Origin of the sequence: Oceaniglobus indicus (assembly GCF_002751875.1) — a bacterium.
GTDB classification, from domain to species: Bacteria; Pseudomonadota; Alphaproteobacteria; order Rhodobacterales; family Rhodobacteraceae; genus Oceaniglobus; species Oceaniglobus indicus.
On the sequence record NZ_NMZM01000005.1, the window covers coordinates 21,260 to 38,445 of the forward strand.

At 65.2% G+C, this 17,186-nt stretch carries 17 protein-coding genes; 8 read left to right on the forward strand and 9 right to left on the reverse strand.

From position 1 onward, the window contains the following. Window positions 1-289 precede the first annotated feature (289 nt). From CFP68_RS08975 to CFP68_RS08985, 3 genes are all read left to right on the forward strand, one after another. Window positions 290-1,507: a multidrug effflux MFS transporter gene (locus CFP68_RS08975; RefSeq protein ID WP_099826596.1), complete on the forward strand. Its 1,218-nt coding sequence runs from the start codon at window positions 290-292 to the stop codon at window positions 1,505-1,507. Window positions 1,508-1,565: 58 nt separating this feature from the next. Continuing rightward, window positions 1,566-2,957, forward strand: coding sequence for a helix-turn-helix domain-containing protein (locus CFP68_RS08980; protein ID WP_099826597.1), 1,392 nt, complete (start codon window positions 1,566-1,568; stop codon window positions 2,955-2,957). A gap of 65 nt (window positions 2,958-3,022) precedes the next feature. Continuing rightward, the gene (locus CFP68_RS08985) at window positions 3,023-3,466 is read left to right on the forward strand and encodes an SRPBCC family protein (protein ID WP_099826598.1); all 444 of its coding nucleotides are present in this window, start codon (window positions 3,023-3,025) and stop codon (window positions 3,464-3,466) included. On the opposite strand, the gene CFP68_RS08990 is transcribed toward CFP68_RS08985, so the two are convergent. The 5 genes from CFP68_RS08990 to betI form a co-directional block, all read right to left on the reverse strand. After that, window positions 3,467-4,021 carry a hemerythrin domain-containing protein gene (locus CFP68_RS08990; RefSeq protein WP_099826599.1) on the reverse strand — a complete coding sequence of 185 codons (555 nt, stop codon included), beginning with the start codon at window positions 4,019-4,021 and terminating at the stop codon, window positions 3,467-3,469. 40 nt (window positions 4,022-4,061) lie between these two features. Continuing rightward, window positions 4,062-5,720, reverse strand: coding sequence for a choline dehydrogenase (gene betA, locus CFP68_RS08995; RefSeq protein WP_099826851.1), 1,659 nt, complete (start codon window positions 5,718-5,720; stop codon window positions 4,062-4,064). Between the two features lie 109 nt (window positions 5,721-5,829). Then, on the reverse strand, window positions 5,830-7,284 hold the full coding sequence (gene betB / locus CFP68_RS09000; protein WP_099826600.1) for a betaine-aldehyde dehydrogenase: 1,455 nt from the start codon (window positions 7,282-7,284) through the stop codon (window positions 5,830-5,832). Between the two features lie 32 nt (window positions 7,285-7,316). Beyond that, a complete protein-coding gene (gene betC, locus CFP68_RS09005) occupies window positions 7,317-8,825 on the reverse strand; it encodes a choline-sulfatase (protein WP_099826601.1) in 1,509 nt (502 codons plus the stop codon). Next, window positions 8,822-9,397, reverse strand: a complete 576-nt coding sequence (betI, locus tag CFP68_RS09010; protein ID WP_099826602.1) for a choline-binding transcriptional repressor BetI — start codon at window positions 9,395-9,397, stop codon at window positions 8,822-8,824. The genes betC and betI overlap by 4 nt, the downstream gene beginning before the upstream one ends. 77 nt (window positions 9,398-9,474) lie before the next feature. Here betI and CFP68_RS09015 point away from each other — a divergent pair, with 77 nt between their 5' ends. The 4 genes from CFP68_RS09015 (at window position 9,475) to choV (ending at window position 13,026) form a co-directional block, all read left to right on the forward strand. Further along, a complete protein-coding gene (locus CFP68_RS09015) occupies window positions 9,475-10,401 on the forward strand; it encodes a choline ABC transporter substrate-binding protein (protein ID WP_099826603.1) in 927 nt (308 codons plus the stop codon). Window positions 10,402-10,405: 4 nt separating this feature from the next. Next, window positions 10,406-10,996 carry an RNA 2',3'-cyclic phosphodiesterase gene (thpR, locus tag CFP68_RS09020; protein WP_099826604.1) on the forward strand — a complete coding sequence of 197 codons (591 nt, stop codon included), beginning with the start codon at window positions 10,406-10,408 and terminating at the stop codon, window positions 10,994-10,996. Window positions 10,997-11,110: 114 nt separating this feature from the next. Then, window positions 11,111-11,944, forward strand: coding sequence for a choline ABC transporter permease subunit (gene choW, locus CFP68_RS09025; RefSeq protein WP_099826605.1), 834 nt, complete (start codon window positions 11,111-11,113; stop codon window positions 11,942-11,944). Beyond that, a complete protein-coding gene (choV, locus tag CFP68_RS09030) occupies window positions 11,941-13,026 on the forward strand; it encodes a choline ABC transporter ATP-binding protein (protein ID WP_099826606.1) in 1,086 nt (361 codons plus the stop codon). The genes choW and choV overlap by 4 nt, the downstream gene beginning before the upstream one ends. 131 nt (window positions 13,027-13,157) lie before the next feature. On the opposite strand, the gene CFP68_RS09035 is transcribed toward choV, so the two are convergent. Next, the gene (locus CFP68_RS09035; protein ID WP_099826607.1) at window positions 13,158-14,030 is read right to left on the reverse strand and encodes a DMT family transporter; all 873 of its coding nucleotides are present in this window, start codon (window positions 14,028-14,030) and stop codon (window positions 13,158-13,160) included. Between the two features lie 17 nt (window positions 14,031-14,047). Beyond that, window positions 14,048-14,644 (reverse strand): LysE/ArgO family amino acid transporter, encoded by a 597-nt coding sequence (locus tag CFP68_RS09040; protein ID WP_099826608.1) that lies wholly within the window; start codon window positions 14,642-14,644, stop codon window positions 14,048-14,050. 147 nt (window positions 14,645-14,791) lie between these two features. On the opposite strand from CFP68_RS09040, the gene CFP68_RS09045 reads away from it, so the two are divergent. Then, the gene (locus tag CFP68_RS09045; RefSeq protein WP_099826609.1) at window positions 14,792-15,487 is read left to right on the forward strand and encodes an RraA family protein; all 696 of its coding nucleotides are present in this window, start codon (window positions 14,792-14,794) and stop codon (window positions 15,485-15,487) included. A 199-nt stretch (window positions 15,488-15,686) separates the two neighbouring features. Here CFP68_RS09045 and CFP68_RS09050 read toward each other — a convergent pair whose 3' ends face one another. After that, window positions 15,687-16,064 carry a hypothetical protein gene (locus CFP68_RS09050; protein ID WP_099826610.1) on the reverse strand — a complete coding sequence of 126 codons (378 nt, stop codon included), beginning with the start codon at window positions 16,062-16,064 and terminating at the stop codon, window positions 15,687-15,689. A gap of 86 nt (window positions 16,065-16,150) precedes the next feature. After that, a complete protein-coding gene (ruvB, locus tag CFP68_RS09055) occupies window positions 16,151-17,182 on the reverse strand; it encodes a Holliday junction branch migration DNA helicase RuvB (RefSeq protein ID WP_099826611.1) in 1,032 nt (343 codons plus the stop codon). Between the last annotated feature and the right edge of the window lie 4 nt (window positions 17,183-17,186).

Below are 17,186 nucleotides of genomic sequence, written 5' to 3' on the forward strand. Positions count from 1 at the left end.
AAAAAAAACAACAGTCCTCTGGAGTTGCATGCCCTCACCTGACGCGACGACATCCTGAGAGGGTGCTTAGACGTTCTGGATTTAAATGGCTTTAATGACGCTACGGAAGAGTCCGGCAGTGTCATTATTTTGCAATGCCCCGATGGCTGGCAAGAATGTTGCGATCGCCCAGGCCGGGACAGGTCGACCGGTGCGGCTTTGCGCCACGCCGAAGTGCGGCGGGCGGCGCCTGCCCCGCACGCTGTGCACGCTCTGGACGGCGGCTGTTGCGCGGCCTAGCTAGGCTGTCATGGAAAATCCCGTTCGTGTGCGGTTTCTCGACCGCACGACCCCACCGCATATCGCGACCCTGATCCTGCTGGCGGCCATTTCCGCGCTGGCGATGAACATGTTCCTGCCGTCGCTGCCGGGGATGACGGATTATTTCGTCACCGACTATGCCACGATGCAGCTGTCCGTCGCGCTGTATCTGGCGGGCAACGCGGTGCTGCAACTGGTGATCGGGCCGGTTTCCGACCGGATGGGGCGAAGGCCGGTGATCCTGTTCGGTGGCGCGGTCTTCATCCTGGCGTCCGTCGCCTGTATCTATGCGCCGAGCGTCGAGATCTTCCTGGCGCTGCGCGTGGTGCAGGCCATCGTTATCACCGGCCTCGTGCTGTCACGCGCGGTGGTGCGCGACATGGTGCCCCAGGATCAGGCGGCGTCGATGATCGGTTATGTCACCATGGGCATGGCGGTGGCGCCGATGCTGGCGCCCGCGCTGGGCGGCGCGCTGGACGATCTGTTCGGCTGGAAGGCGACGTTCTGGGTGCTGGCGGGTCTTGGCGTGCTGGTGCAGATCCTCGTCTGGTTCGACCTGGGCGAAACCGCCGTGACGCGGCCCGCGTCCCTGTCGGCACAGATCCGCGAATATCCCGAACTGCTGATGTCGCGCCGGTTCTGGGGGTATTGCCTGTCGGCCGCCTTCACCTCGGGCGCGTTCTTCGCCTATCTCGGCGGCGCGCCTTACGTCGGAACCGAGGTGTTCGGCATGTCACCCGCGACCCTGGGTTATTGGTTCGGCGCACCGGCCATCGGATACATGGTCGGCAATTTCATCACCGGCCGCTACTCGGTGCGCTTCGGCATCAACGCGATGATCGTGACCGGCGCGTTCCTGTCGGCGGGCGGATTGCTGACCTCGCTGGCGATCTTCCTGGCGGGATACGGGAACGAGCTGGTCTTCTTCGGCTTCATGATTTTCGTCGGTCTGGGCAACGGTCTGGTCCTGCCCAACGCCACGTCCGGCATGCTGTCGGTGCGCCCGCATCTGGCGGGGTCGGCATCGGGCCTGGGCGGGGCGATCATGATCGGCGGCGGGGCGGCGCTTTCGGTGCTGGCCGGAGTCCTGCTGGCGGCGGGCGAAGGGGCCACGCCGCTGTTGTGGCTGATGGGGCTAACGGCCGCCTGTTCGCTGGTCACGGCGCTTTACACCGTGCGTCGGGATCGCGTCGTCACCACGGCCTGACCCCTTGCAGCGCGACCTTTGCAAAGGCTAACTTGGCTTTGCAAAGACAGGGGGCGGCATGGCGCAGCAGAAACTCTATGCCGGGCAGAAACTGCGCGAGATCCGCACGCAGCTGTCGTTGACGCAGAAGGCCTTCGCCGAAAAGCTGGGCGTGTCCCTGCCCTATCTCAACCAGATGGAAAACAACCACCGGCCAGTCTCGACCGGGGTCGTGCTGGCCCTGGCACGGGAGTTCGGTTTCGACGTCACAGAATTGTCGACCGGTGATGCCGAACGCATGGTCACCGACATGCGCGAGGCGCTGGCCGATCCGGTGTTCGGCGCCGACCCGCCCCCCATCGCCGATCTGCGCCTTGCCGCATCCAACGCCCCCGCCTTTGCCAAGGCATTCCTGGCCCTGCACCGCAGTTATCGCCAAAGCCACGAACGCCTTGCCTCGCTGGACGAGGCATTGGGGCGCGACGGCGGATCGCCCCAGCCGAGCCCCTGGGAAGAGGTGCGCGACTTCTTTCACTATTCCGACAATTATATCGATGATGTCGACCGCGACGCCGAGGAAATCGGCAAATCCGGGGATTCCGGTGAAGTCGCCGAAGGCCTGCTGGCCGAACGCGGCATTACCGTCGCGGTCGAAGACACCGATCTTCTGCGCCACTACGATCCCTCCGCGCGGCGGCTGATCCTGTCCCGGCGCAGCCCCGCCGCCACCCGCCGGTTCCAGATGCTGCATCAGCTTGGCCTGCTGACCCACAACCACCTGTTCGAGGAAACGCTGGACAAGGCCCGGTTCCACACGCCCGAGGCCCGCGCCATCGCCAAGGTGGGCCTGGCGAATTACTTCGCCGGCGCGGCTCTGATGCCCTATGGCAGGTTCCAGGATGCGGCCGGTGAAACGCGCCACGATCTGGAACGGCTCGCCGCCCGTTTTGGCGCCAGCATCGAACAGGTCGCCCACCGCCTGTCGACGCTGCAACGTCAGGGCGCCAAGGGCATTCCGTTCTTTTTCGTGCGCGTCGATCAGGCCGGCACGATCACCAAGCGCCATTCGGCGACCCACCTGCAATTCGCCCGATTCGGCGGCGCCTGTCCGCTGTGGAACGTGCATCGCGCCTTCGAGACGCCGGCCCGGTTCCTGCGCCAGCTGGCCGAAACGCCCGACGGTCTGCGCTATCTCAATTTGGCGCGCGACGTGTCGAAATCGGGCGGCGCCTATCATGCCCCGACCCGCCGCTTTGCCATCGCCCTGGGGTGCGAGGTGAAACACGCGGCCCACCTGGTCTATGCCGACGGCCTGGACATGACCGCCGCGACCGCCTTCGAACCCATCGGCGTCGCCTGCCGCATCTGCCCGCGCCCGGCCTGCCCCCAACGCGCGGTGCCGCCGCTGGAACAGCGGCTGGTCATCGATCCGAACAGCCGCGAGGATCTGCCCTATCGGGTGGTGCCGTGACACGCTCGCGGCTTTACCGGACCGCCCATCGACGCTAATCCTGATCGCGCACAGGGAGGATCACCATGGAACTGACAGGCAATCGAACGATCAAGGCCGACCGCGAAACGGTCTGGAAGCATCTGAACGACCCGGAAACCCTCAAGGTCTGCATCCCCGGCTGCGAAGAGCTGACCGGATCGCCCGAAGACGGGTTCGAGGCGGTGGTGAAACAGAAGATCGGCCCCGTGCGCGCGACCTTCAAGGGCGCCGTGACGCTGTCGGACGTCAACCCGCCCGAAAGCTATCGCATCGCGGGCGAAGGCAAGGGCGGCGTTGCCGGGTTCGCCAAGGGCGGCGCCAACGTCACGCTGACCGAGGTCGAGGACGGCACCGAGCTGGCCTATGTCGCCGACGTCGCCGTGGGCGGCAAGCTGGCGCAACTGGGCAACCGACTGGTCGCGGGGGCGGCACGCAACATGTCCGACCAGTTCTTCGATCGCTTCAAGGATCACGTCGAAGCGGGCTGATCACCCCAGCCCGTGACGCAGGATCACGGGCACGATCAGGTCTTCCTCATCGACCAGATGCCGGTCCAGAAACGTCTGGAATCCGGCAAGCTGCGTCTCGAACGCGCCGACCGAATCCCGGGCCGGCGCATCGCGGCGCAACAGCCCGTTCGCGCCACGCGCCAGATCGTCCAGCGCACCGTCCAGGGCGTGATGATCGCGATCCAGGATGTCGAAACCGTGCTCCAGCCGCGGATCCAGCCGCTTCATCTGCGGGAAATAATGATCGTCCTCGATATGGTGATGATCGTGCAATCCGTTCACCAGAAAACCGGCAAAGCGCCCGGTCTGGCGAACATAGGTCTGAGGGTCGACGTTGTCGTCCAGCATGGCGCGGTTGCCGGCCTGCAACCGCTCCAGCAGATCGCGGAACATCAGGTGGCGTTCCAGCCAGAAACGCGTCAGCCCGTCAAAGTTCGGATGCGCCTGCCACGTCGCACGCGGCATGGCATCGGCCAACTCGCGCAGCGCATCAGGCAGACCGGTGCGGGTGTTCAGGGTCGTTTCATCTGTCATACCGCTGCATATGGGAACTGTCGCGGCATCGAACCACCCCTCATCTCTGTGCCGTCGCCCATGCGGGATGCACCCAGGGTTCGGCATTTTCGGCCGCAAGGGGCGCACGTCCCAGGATGTGATCGCTCGCCTTCTCGCCCACCATGATCGATGGCGCGTTCAGGTTGCCATTGGTGATCTGCGGAAACACCGAACTGTCGGCCAGGCGCAGGCCATCCACGCCGATCACCCTGCACATCGGGTCCACCACCGCGTCGGGATCGTCCGCCGCCCCCATCCGGGCGGTGCCACAGGGGTGATAGGCGCTCTCGGCGTGGTCGGCGATGAAGGCGTCGATCTCGGCGTCGCTCTGCACGCCCGGCCCCGGCTGGATCTCGCCGTCGGCAAAGCGGGCAAAGGCCGGCTGGCCGAAGATCTCGCGCGTCAGGCGGATGCAGGTGCGGAACTCGTCCCAATCCCGTTCATGGGACATATAGTTGAACCGGATCACCGGCGCGGCCGCCGGATCGGCGCTGCGCAGGGTGATGCGGCCGCGCGACAGGCTGCGCATGGGGCCGACGTGGGCCTGGAACCCGTGCCCTTCCGCCGCCGCCTGACCGTCGTAACGTACCGCTATGGGCAGGAAGTGATACTGGATGTCGGGGTATTCGATCCCGGCGCGGCTGCGGATGAAGGCGGCACTTTCGAATTGGTTGCTTGCGCCCGGCCCGCTGCCCGTGAACATCCAGCGCGCCCCGACATAGGCCTTGCCCATCAGGTTCCAGTATCGAAACAGCGACACCGGCAGCTTGGCCTTCATCTGCACATAGACCTCCAGATGATCCTGCAGGTTGCCGCCGACACCGGGACGGTCCGCCACAACGTCGATCCCGTGATCGCGCAGGTGCGCCGCCGGCCCGATCCCCGACAGCATCAACAGCTTGGGGGAATTGACCGACGAAGCCGCCAATATCACCTCGCGGCGCGCCCGGACCGTCTCGACGCGTCCCTTGCGGCGAACGCTGACGCCGGTGGCGCGGCCCTCGACGATCTCGATCCGTTCGACCAGTCCGTTGACCAGCGTGCAATTCGCCCGCTTCAGCGCCGGACGCAGATAGGCATTGGCCGCCGACCAGCGCCGCCCGCGCCAGATCGTCGCCTCCATCGGGCCGAACCCTTCCTGCTGACGACCGTTATAGTCGTCGGTCGTCTCGTATCCCGCCTGTGCGCCGGCCTCGACAAAGGCGCGGGTCAGCACATTGTCCCGCATCCCGCGCGAGACATGCAGCGGCCCGTCGGTGCCCCGCCACGTCGGATCGCCGCCGTGGCCGCCGTCGTGCCAATGTTCCATCCGCTTGAAATACGGCAGAACATCGGCAAAGCCCCAGCCGGTTGCCCCCATCCCGGCCCAGGTGTCGTAATCGCGGGGATGGCCGCGGACATAGACCATGCCGTTGATCGAACTCGATCCGCCGATCACCTTGCCGCGCGGCGTCGCCAGCGTGCGGTTGTTCAGATGCGGTTCGGGTTCGGTGCGATAGCCCCAGTCATAGCGCGGCATGTTCATCGGAAACGACAACGCGCCGGGCATCTGGATGAACGGCCCCGCGTCCGACCCGCCATGTTCGATGACGATGACCGACGCACCTGATTCCGACAGGCGATAGGCCATGGCACACCCGGCCGACCCTGCGCCGACGATGACGAAATCTGCCTCCATCATCGCCACCCCGCGCCATGGGGCGGCAGCATCGCGTCGCCGTGCCGCCTGGGAAGCAGGAATGCGCGGTAGCGCACCTTTGGATCAGCCTTGCCTCGGAAAAACACGCTCAAAACGGCGCCTCGACCGGGCCCATGCCGACATAGACCGACCGGACCTGCGAATAATGGTGGATCGCCTCTTTCGAGTTCTCGCGCCCCACGCCCGATTGCTTGACGCCGCCGAACGGCGCCTCGACCGGGGCCAGGTTGTAGGTGTTGATGTAACAGGTGCCCGCCTGAAACCCCTTCACCATGCGGTGCGCGCGGGTCAGATCGTTGGTGAACACGCCCGCGGCCAGCCCGTAGTCCGTGGCATTGGCCCGCGCCAGAACCTCGGCCTCGGTGTCGAAGTCCAGCACCGACAGGACCGGGCCGAAGATCTCGTCCTTCGCAATCGTCATGTCGTCGGTGACATCGGTGAACACCGTCGGCTCCAGCCAGAAGCCCGGCCGCTCGACCCGGCTGCCGCCATGGGCCAGCGTGGCGCCGCCTTCAATCCCTTTGGCGATGAATCCCTGAACGATCTTCATCTGCCGCTCGCTGACCATCGGCCCGTATGTCGTGGCCGCATCCAGGGGATCGCCCATCGTCACCGTCTTCAGCCGTTCGATCAGACGCGCGACAAAGGTCGCCCGGATCGACCGTTGCACGAAGACCCGCGTGCCGTTGGAACAGACCTGCCCCGTGGAATAGAAGTTGCCGAGGATCGCACCCGACACGGCGTCCTCGATATCCGCGTCCTCGAACACCACCAAGGGGGATTTGCCCCCCAGTTCCATGGTCACATGCTTCATGTCGGCGGCGGCGGCGGCATAGATCTTGCGCCCTGTCGGCACCGATCCGGTCAGCGAAACCTTGGCGACGCGGGGATCGCCCACCAGCGCGGCGCCCACCGTCCCCGCGCCCTGCACCACGTTGAACACGCCCGGCGGCGCGCCCGCCTCAACCAGGATCTCGGCCACCTTCAGTGCGCAGAGCGGCGTGGTTTCGGACGGCTTGAACACCATCGTATTGCCGCAGGCCAAGGCCGGCGCGGCCTTCCAGCAGGCGATCTGCGTCGGATAGTTCCAGGCGCCGATGCCGACGCACAGGCCCAGCGGTTCGCGCATGGTATAGACGAAATCATCACCCAGCTGGATGTGCTCGCCCGTCAGGCTGCCGGCCAGGCCGCCGAAATACTCCAACGCGTCGGCGCCGCTGGTCGCATCCGCCACCGAGGTTTCGGAGTATGGTTTGCCGGTGTCCAGCGTCTCGAGCACCGACAGATCATGGTTGCGGGCGCGCAGGATGTCGGCGGCGCGGCGCAGGATCCGCCCCCGCTCGGTTCCCGTCAAGGCCGCCCACTCGGCCTTGGCAGAGTCGGCCGAGGCCAGGGCACGCTCGATCACCGCCGGCGTCGCGGCGTGGACCTGTGCGATTTTCTCGCCACTGGCGGCATAGATGCAATCGATGACATCGCCGGCGCTGTCTTCGACATAGGCGCCATGGATGAAATGGCTGGCTGTGGGTTGGGCGTTGTGCATTTCGAGTATTTTTCTCAGTAAGAAGTCAGGGGTCAGTCGCCACGCGGCACGCGGGCGACGGCTTCGACGGTGTTCAGGTCCATGTGATTGCGCATGAACCGTTCGGACGCCTTTTGCAGCGGTTGGAAATCCCACGGGTAATAGCCGCCCTGGCGCAGCGCGTCATAGACGACCCGGCGCCGCGCCTGCGACGCGCGCACGTCGGCATCGAAGGCTTCCAGATCCCAACGGGCTGCCGCCATGACGCGGAACCGTTCCAGCGCGTCGGCCTGGGTGGGATCGTCGGCGAGGTTGGTCAGCTCGTGGGGATCGGCGTCGAGGTCGAACAATTGTTCGGGATCCAGCGCGCAGTTGGTGTATTTGTACTGCCCCACCCGCAGCGCGATCAGCGGGGAATACGACGCCTCGGCGGCGTATTCCATCGCCACCGGCGCCGTGCGCGGCGCGCCCTTTGCCGTCGGTACCAGGCTTTGGCCGTCGGTCCATGGCATGATCTCGGCGATGTCGATCCCCGCCAGGTCGCACAGCGTCGGGTTCACATCCAGCGTCGACACCGGCGTATCGATCCGCCGGGGCGTCAGGTCGGGCGCAGAGACCATCAGCGGCACGCGCGCCGAACCTTCGAGGAACGACATCTTGAACCACAGACCCCGTTCGCCCAGCATGTCGCCGTGATCCGAGACGAAGACGACATGCGCCGCCTGCCCCGTGCCGTCGAGCGCCCTCATCAACTCCCCGATCTTGTCATCGAGATACGAGATGTTGGCGAAATAGGCGCGGCGGGCGGCGCGGATGTGATCATCGGTGATATCGTAGCTGCGCCAGTCGTTGGCGTCGAAGATCCGCTGCGCGTGGGGATCGTGGCCTTCGTAGGCGAAAGCCGGCACCTCGGGCAGCAGGTGGTCGCAATCGGCGTAGAGATCCCAATACCTGCGGCGCGCGACGTAAGGATCGTGGGGGTGGGTGAAACTGACAGTCAGGCACCAGGGGCGCGTGTCCTTGTTCCGGCCGAGATCGTACAGCTTCTGCACCCCGAAATGGGCGACCTCGTCGTCGTATTCCATCTGGTTGGAGGTATCGGCCACACCGGCGCCGGTGACCGAGCCCATGTTGTGATACCACCAGTCGATCCGCTCGCCCGGCTTGCGGTAATCGGGTGTCCAGCCGAAATCGGCGGGATAGATATCGGTGGTCAGGCGCTGCTCGAACCCGTGCAGCTGGTCCGGGCCGACGAAATGCATCTTGCCCGCAAGGCAGGTCTGGTATCCCGCCCGGCGCAGGTGGTGGGCGAAGGTCGGGATATCGCTGCGAAATTCCGCCGCGTTGTCATAGACGCCGCTGCGCGAGGGCAGTTGGCCCGACATGAACCCGGCCCGCCCCGGCGCGCACAGCGGCGACGCGGTATAGGTGTTGGCAAACCGCACCGAGCGCGCCGCCAGCCGTTTCAGGTTGGGCGCGTGCAGCCAGTCGGCGGGGCCGTCGGGAAACAGCGTGCCGTTCAGCTGGTCCACCATGATGATCAGGATATTGGGTCGGCTCACGACGTCGCCTCCATGAATTGCGCCGCCACGTTCAGGACCTGCGCCGCCGCCTGAGCGCCGTCGGGGCCATCGCCCGATGCCGCCCGGATATACAGTCCGTCGATCAGCGCCCCGATCACAGCGGCCACCGCCACGGGATCGGCCACCAGCGGGCGCAGGGCATCGACCAGGTTCGAGCGCAGACGCCGCCGATACACCCGCAGCAGGCGTTCGGCTTCGGGCACGACGCGGGCCTGGACGTAGAAGTTCAGCCAGGCGTTCACCACCTCGTCGCGGAAGTTGCCGGCCTCGAAACTGGCGTGGACGATCCGGTTCAGCCGATCGCGCGGGTCGGTGACGCCGGACAGCGCACCGCGCACCGCGGCGCCATAGACCGTCAGCAGATGGCGCATCGCCGCCAGGAAGATCTGGTCCTTGCCGCCGAAATAATGGTGCGCCAGCGCGGTCGACATACCGGCGCGCCGCGCGATCTGGGCCACCGTCACGTCCAGCGACCCGCTGCGCCCGATCTCGTGGATCGTCGCTTGGACCAGCGCCGCACGCCTGATAGGCTCCATTCCGAGTTTCGGCATTTTTACTCTCTATGCTTGCCAGACCACCTTTAACCGGCCTTTAATTGACCGGTCAATCAACAAAAGGACGCACCCTCATGCTGATGAAAGCCACCGTTTCGACCCTTGCCCTTGCCGTTTCGGCGACAATCGCCATGGCCGATTGCGACGAGATCACCTTTGCCGACGTCGGCTGGACCGACATCACGGCCACGACCGCCGCCACGACCGTCGTGCTGGACGCGCTGGGATATGAAACCGATATCAAGGTGCTGTCGGTGCCTGTCACCTATACCTCGATGGCCAATGGCGACATCGACGTGTTCCTGGGCAACTGGATGCCCACGATGGAAGCCGACCTGGCCCCCTATCGCGAGGCAGGCACGGTCGATACCGTGCGCACCAACCTGGAGGGGGCGAAATACACCCTGGCGGTGAATGCCGCCGCCGCAAAGATGGGCATCGACGGCTTTGACGACATCGCCGCCAATGCCGAGGCGCTCGAGTCCAAGATCTATGGCATCGAGCCGGGCAACGACGGCAATCGCCTGATCCTGTCGATGATCGAACAGGACGCCTTCGGCCTGAAGGATTTCGAGGTCGTCGAAAGCTCGGAACAGGGGATGCTGGCGCAGGTCGCGCGTGCTGACCGGCGCGACGAACCGGTCGTCTTCCTGGGCTGGGAGCCGCACCCGATGAACGCCGCCTTCGACATGCAATACCTGACCGGCGGTGACGATTTCTTCGGCCCCAACCTTGGCGGCGCGACCGTGCATACCAACGTGCGCGCGGGTTACACCAAGGAGTGTCCGAACGTCGGCACCCTGCTGAAGAACCTTGCCTTCAGCCTTGAGATGGAGAACGAGATCATGGGCGCGATCCTGAACGACGGCACCGCCCCGCGCGAGGCCGCGACCGCCTGGCTCAAGGCGCATCCCGGCGTGCTGGGCGGCTGGCTTGCGGGTGTGAACACGAAGGACGGCAAGCCGGGCGAAGCCGCCGTGCGCGCCGAACTGGGCCTCTAAGCGCATGCGGGCGTTCGTGGCGCTGGATCTGCCGGACGACATGGCCGATGCGCTGGATCGCCTGCAGGACAAACTGACCGTCGGCCGGCACGTTCCGGCCGACGACTTCCACCTGACGTTGGCGTTTCTGGGCGACACCACGCCCGATACGCTCGAGGAGCTGCATCACCGGCTCGACATGATGACATGGCCGGTGCTGTCGCTGGCCGTCACGGGTATCGACATCTTCGGCACCGCCAATCCCCGGGCCCTTTATGCGCGGATCGACGGCGGTGCGCCGCTTTCAGCTTTGCAAAAACGGATCGAGACCTTTGCCCGCGCCGCCGGCATCGACCTGCCCCGCCGCCGCTTCGTGCCCCATGTGACTTTGGCGCGGTTCTCCAACACCATGCCCGAGGACCAGATGGCCAAGGTCGGCCGCTTCCTGTCTGCCCACGGCGACTGGACCATGCCGCCTTTTGCGCCGCCCTCGCTGACGCTTTATCGTTCGCACCTGTCGGAAGGCGGCCCGATCTATGAAGCGCTGGAGCGATACGGCCCCGCCGGCCCGCTCGGCGATCAGGGTCAGGTGGGTCATGTTCACTGGATGGAATGAACCCGACAGGCGCGGTGATCTCTCGGCCATGGGCGGTTGCGCTGGATACAAACCTTTTCATTGGCCCCACCACCCGCCATGGTGCCACAACCGCGACAGGAGACGACACCACCCATGGACTGGCTGACGCAAACCAAGATCCCCATCGGACAGGGCGCGCGTGCCGTGTTCGACTGGCTACAAATCAACGGGGCGTGGTTCTTCGACGGCCTGGCCGATGCCATGGACACGGTGATCGACGCCATCCTCTGGGCGTTCCTGACCCCGCACCCCCTGATCATCGTGGCGATTTTCGTCGCCATAACCTGGGCGCTGCAACGCAACTGGCGGATCTGCCTGCTGATCGTGGCCGGCTTCCTGTTCATCCTGAACCAGGGGTACTGGGAGGCGACGATGGAATCGCTGACCCTGGTCTTGTCGGCCTGCATCGTCTGCATGGGGGTGGGCGTGCCCATCGGCATCGCCTGCGCGCATCGCCCGAAACTGTATTCCTTCGTCCAGCCGATCCTGGACCTGATGCAGACCCTGCCCACGTTCGTCTACCTGATCCCGACGGTGATCTTCTTCGGCATCGGCACCTTCGCCGGACTGGTGGCAACCATCGTCTTCGTCCTGCCCGCCCCGATCCGCCTGACCCAGCTCGGCGTGGCGCAAACGCCGACGGCGCTGCTCGAGGCGGCCCAGGCGTTCGGCGCGACGCGACGCCAGATCCTGTGGAAGGTCGAACTTCCCTCGGCCTTTCCGCAGATCATGGCGGGGCTGAACCAGACGATCATGCTGTCGCTGTCGATGGTCGTGATCGCGGGGCTGGTCGGTGCCGACGGCTTGGGCATTCCCGTCGTGCGGGCCCTGAACACCGTCAACGCCGCCCTCGGGTTTGAATCGGGCTTCGTCATCGTCGTCGTCGCAATCATGCTGGATCGAATGCTAAGGGTGAACCGGAAATGAACAAGTCACCCCGAAAGCACCCCGCGGTCATCTTCGACAAGGTCAGCATCGTCTTCGGCGACCACCCCGAAGCCGCCCTGCCCCTGATGGATGCCGGCAAGCAACGCTCGGAAATCCAGGCCGAAACCGGTCAGGTTCTGGGAGTGCACGATTGCTCACTGACCGTCGAGGCCGGCGAAATCCTCGTTCTGATGGGCCTGTCCGGCTCGGGCAAGTCCACGCTGCTGCGCGCGGTCAACGGGCTGAACCCCGTCTGTCGCGGATCGGTCACGATCGACGACGGCGAATGGCGCTGCGACGTCACCCATGCCAGCCGCGCCGACCTGCGGCGTGTGCGGCTGCAATCCGTATCGATGGTCTTTCAGCAATTCGGCCTGCTGCCATGGCGATCGGTCCGCGACAATGTCGCGCTGGGGCTGGAATTCGGCGGCATGTCGAAGGAGGATCGCCTGCAGAAAGCGACCGAGCAACTGGCCCTGGTGGGGCTTTCGGATTGGGCCGACCGCAAGGTTTCGGACCTGTCAGGCGGAATGCAGCAGCGGGTCGGTCTGGCCCGTGCCTTCGCCACCGATGCCCCGATCCTGCTGATGGACGAGCCGTTCTCGGCCCTTGACCCGCTGATCCGCAACCGGCTGCAGGATGAACTCCTCGACCTTCAGAAAAAACTCAGCCGAACCATCGTTTTCGTCTCCCACGATCTGGACGAGGCGTTCAAGATCGGCAACCGCATCGCCATCATGGAAGGCGGGCGGATCGTGCAATACGGCACCCCGCGGGACATTTTCCAGAATCCCGCCAACGATTACGTCGCCGAATTCGTCGCCCACATGAACCCGCTCGGGGTGCTGACGGCCCGGGACGTGATGGAGCCGGGCCAGGCGGACTTGACGCGCAGCACCGATGCGGAAACCGCCATCGCCGATATCCTGCCGATGTTCGAAAACGACCCCACGCCGATCACGGTCACGGAAAACGATGCGCCCGTGGGCAAGATCACGCCGGCCTCCGTCTTCACCCGCCTGACCCCCGACGATTCCGCCGCATCACAGGATGTGCCACAAGGTGACCGGGTCGCGCGCTGAGCCGATGGAACGCGTCTTGAAATCAATGAGGGCCACGGCAGAAAGCCGCTTCTCATTGACCGAAATACTCCCGCCGGAGGCATTCGACAGCGCGTTTGCGCGCTGGTGGCCGCAAACATGGCCGGGCCGGTCTAATGGTGGTCGGTCGGAATGCGGCGCGCCCGGCGCTTGAGAACGGCCTCGCGCCATGTGATGAAGCTGACCGACCCGAGGATGAGCACACCCCCCACGATGACCCAGATGTCCACCTTTTCGCCGAACGCAAGCGCGCCCAGCAGCGTCGCCCAGACCAGTTGCAGAAACGTGACCGGCTGCGTCACCGCGATCGGGGCGGCCCGAAAGGCCAGGGTCATCGTGAAATGGCCTCCGGTCGCCAGGGTCGCGATGACGAAAAGAAGCCCCAGTTCGCGGGCGTTGGGGGTCACCCAGTCGGCCAGCGCGAAGGGCGCCAGGACAATCGTCACGGTGATCGACAGCAGCGCAACCACCGCAAGCGGCGGCAGTCGATCGGCAAGCCTTTTGGCCAAGAGATAGGACGCCGCGAACATCAGCGTCGTGCCCAGCATGGCGATATGGCCCGGCGTCACCTCGCGCAGACCTGGCCGCAGGATGATCAGCGCCCCGAGCAGGCCGCAGATCACAGCCGCAATCCGCCGCGCCGCCAGCTTTTCGCTCAGGAACAGCGCCGCGCCGAGGGTGACATAGATCGGCACGAGATAATTCATCGCCGTGACTTCCGCCAAGGGGATCCGGGTCATCGCGAAGAACCACAGGATCACCCCGAAACCATGCACAAGCCCCCGTGCCGCCGACAGCGTCAGGTCGGCACGCCCGAGGTTGGCGGCCATCAACGACTTGAGCATCGGGATCAGGAACACCAGCCCCAGCACATATCGCAGGAAGGCCGACTCGGCCGCGGGGATCCGTCCGCCGACCATCTTGACCCCTGCGGTGACTCCCACGAACAGGGCGCCCGTCAACAGCATCCAGGCGACGCCGACCATCGGTTGCGCGGGCCTGCTCACGTCGCCACCAGGCCGAACGCAAGGGTCCACATCACGACTCCCACCACGGCATCCAGGACGCGCCAGGCCGTTGGGCGCGCGAAGACCGGCGCGAACAGCCGCGCCCCATAGCCCAGGGCGAAGAAAAACACGAAGGACGCCGTGACGGCCCCGACGCCGAACCACAGCCGGTCCCATCGCGCCGCCACGGCCCCCAGCAGGACCACCGTATCGAGATAGACATGGGGGTTCAGCCACGTCAGCGCGAGGCAAGTCGCCAGCGCTGCGCGCAGCGATCCGGCACTGGCCTCGGCGGCCTGCAGCGCACTGGCGCCACGCCATGCCGCCCGGAACGCCAGCGCACCATAGACCGTCAGGAAGGCGGCCCCGGCCCAGCGCATCACCGGCTCGATCCAGGGGGCGGCTTCCACCAGCACGCCAAAGCCCGCCACGCCGCTGGCGATCAGCACCGCATCGCTGAGCGCGCAGGTCAGGCAGACGGCGAACACATGGGACCGACGCAATCCCTGGCGCAGGACGAAGGCGTTCTGCGCACCGATGGCGAGGATCAAGGAAAGGCCAAGGCCGAAGCCGGCAGCCGTGGATTGAAACATGGCACAGGATTACGACCACGTATCGGCGAAAGCCAGCGGCGCATCACAGCTATCGGATTTCTGATCAACTTATACGCACGCATCGGTTTGTCAGGATGTGCGCGATCGCCTATCCATGGCCCGATCGCCCGTGAAGGAGAGACCACGATGATTGAAGAGCCCCCCCTGTTGACCGTGCGCCGTCCCGGGCGTCGCCCGACCGAAGCGCAGATCGCCGCCTTTCGCGACACGCAGACCGGTTTTGTCGCCGATGCGCTTGGCGGTGGCCAGTCGCTGGATGCGGGTATCTGCCCGCTGGACTTCGGCGGCGGTGCGTCCTCGGTGGCCGGACCCGCCCTGACCGCCGACAACCGGCCCGGCGACGTTCTGGCCACCATGGCGGCGTTGTCGTTCCTGCAACCGGGCGACGTGTTGATTGTGGCGACCGGTGGACACCAGGGGTGTGCGGCTGCGGGGGACCGGATCGCGGGCATGGCGCAAAACGCGGGCGCCGTGGCAATGATCACCGATGGTCCGATGCGCGACCTGACCGGCATGGCCGGGGTCGGCCTTCCGGTCTGGTGCACCGGCCTGACGCCGGCATCACCCTATGCCAAGGGCCCGGCCCGCGTCGGTTTGCCCGTGCAATGCGGTGGCCAGCGGATCGAAACCGGCGACATCATCGTGGCCGACGCCGACGGTGTGGTCGTGGTGCCGTTCGATCAGATCGACGACGTGATCGAGACCTTGAAACACATCCGCACGATCGAAAGGAAACTCGACGCGGAAGTGGCCGAAGGCCGTATCGAGTTTCCGCATATCCCCAGCCTTCTGAAAAGCGACCAGACGAAGTTCGTTGATTAACCAATCCAAACCAGCCCGCGCCACTATCGAAGCGGGCTGGTAAAGACATCTTCGTGTACGACCGCAATACAGGCTGGTGCTCTCACATCTCGCTTTCTTTAACGAAGACGGCAATTCGCAGCAGCCTCAGTTCGTGCTGCCGATGTAACGACGAGCGGCACGATCTGTGTTGGTTCCGCGCGCGGCGGCGCAGTCCCGCTCAGCTACACGTCATGGGCACGCCTTTTTCCACCACCTTACGCCAATCCGCGCCCAGTGTCTGGCGCGCGGACAGCGCATTCGACGCTTCGCGCGATCCTTCAGGGATCATCTTGACGATCATGCCCTGCGCGTGTGTCCCTGACCAGCCGTCCATGTTGGTCCGATCGTCGGCCAAAATGAACTTGTCTCCCCCTTTGCGGATCACCTCGATCGCGGCAGCCTTGAACGCAACGTTGCGGGCGCCGGAGGGTCCGCATGCCGGTGCGGCGCTGGTGTCCACCTTGAACGTGTCCCGTGACATCTGCTGAACGGTGGTCTGCGCGCAAGCAGCCAAGAGAATAAGACCTGCGAGCAGGGTAAGGGTGGTTTTGGGCATTGGTTTTCCTACGCTATCACATTTAATCACAGGATACCGAAGACCCTTTAACGGTGACCTAAATCTGGCGGAAATTGGGAAAAACCTTACCTCTCGAACAGATCGCTCTGGCCCGGCTTTTGTGGCGGTGCCAGACCCAGATGCGTCCATGCCTTCTGGGCCAGCATGCGGCCGCGAGGGGTTCGCTGGATCAGACCCTGCTGCAACAGAAAGGGTTCGATCACCTCTTCCAGGGCATCGCGGGATTCCGACAGGGCCGCCGACATGGTTTCGATCCCCACCGGCCCCCCCTGATAACTGTCGGCCACCAGGTTCAGATATCGCCGGTCGGCGGAATCGAGCCCCAGGTGGTCGACACCCAGCCGTGACAGCGCGGAATCCGCGATCTCGCGGGTCAAGGTGCCGTCGCCTTCGACCAGCGCGAAATCGACAACACGGCGCAGCAGGCGCCCCGCGATCCGGGGCGTTCCTCGTGCGCGCCGCGCGATTTCCCGCGCGCCGTCCGGGGCGGCCTTGATTCCCAGCATCCGCGCGCCGCGCGTGACGATTTCGTGCAATTCGTCCACGGTATAGAACTGCAACCGGATGGGGATGCCGAAGCGATCGCGCAGCGGCGTCGTCAGCAGGCCCAGGCGCGTCGTCGCCCCCACCAGGGTGAAAGGTTGCAGTTCGATGCGCACCGTGCGCGCGGCCGGGCCTTCACCGATCACCAGATCCAGCTCGAAATCTTCAAGCGCGGGATACAACACTTCTTCGACAACCGGGTTCAAGCGATGGATTTCGTCGATGAACAGAACGTCGCGCTTTTCCAGGTTGGTCAGGATCGCCGCAAGATCACCGGGGCGCGCAAGAACCGGCCCCGAGGTCATGCGAAAGTTCACGCCCAACTCGCGCGCCATGATCTGCGCCAGCGTGGTCTTGCCCAAACCAGGAGGGCCATGGAACAACGCGTGATCCATCGCCTGCTCGCGCATCCGGGCGCTTTCGATGAACACCCGCAGGTTCGCGCGCGCCTCGGCCTGGCCGATGAACTCGGACAGCGCCTGGGGCCGGAGCGCGCGATCGGCATCACCGGGCAATTTTTCCGGGCGCAAGGTCGGATCGGGGCCGTCGCTCACAAGA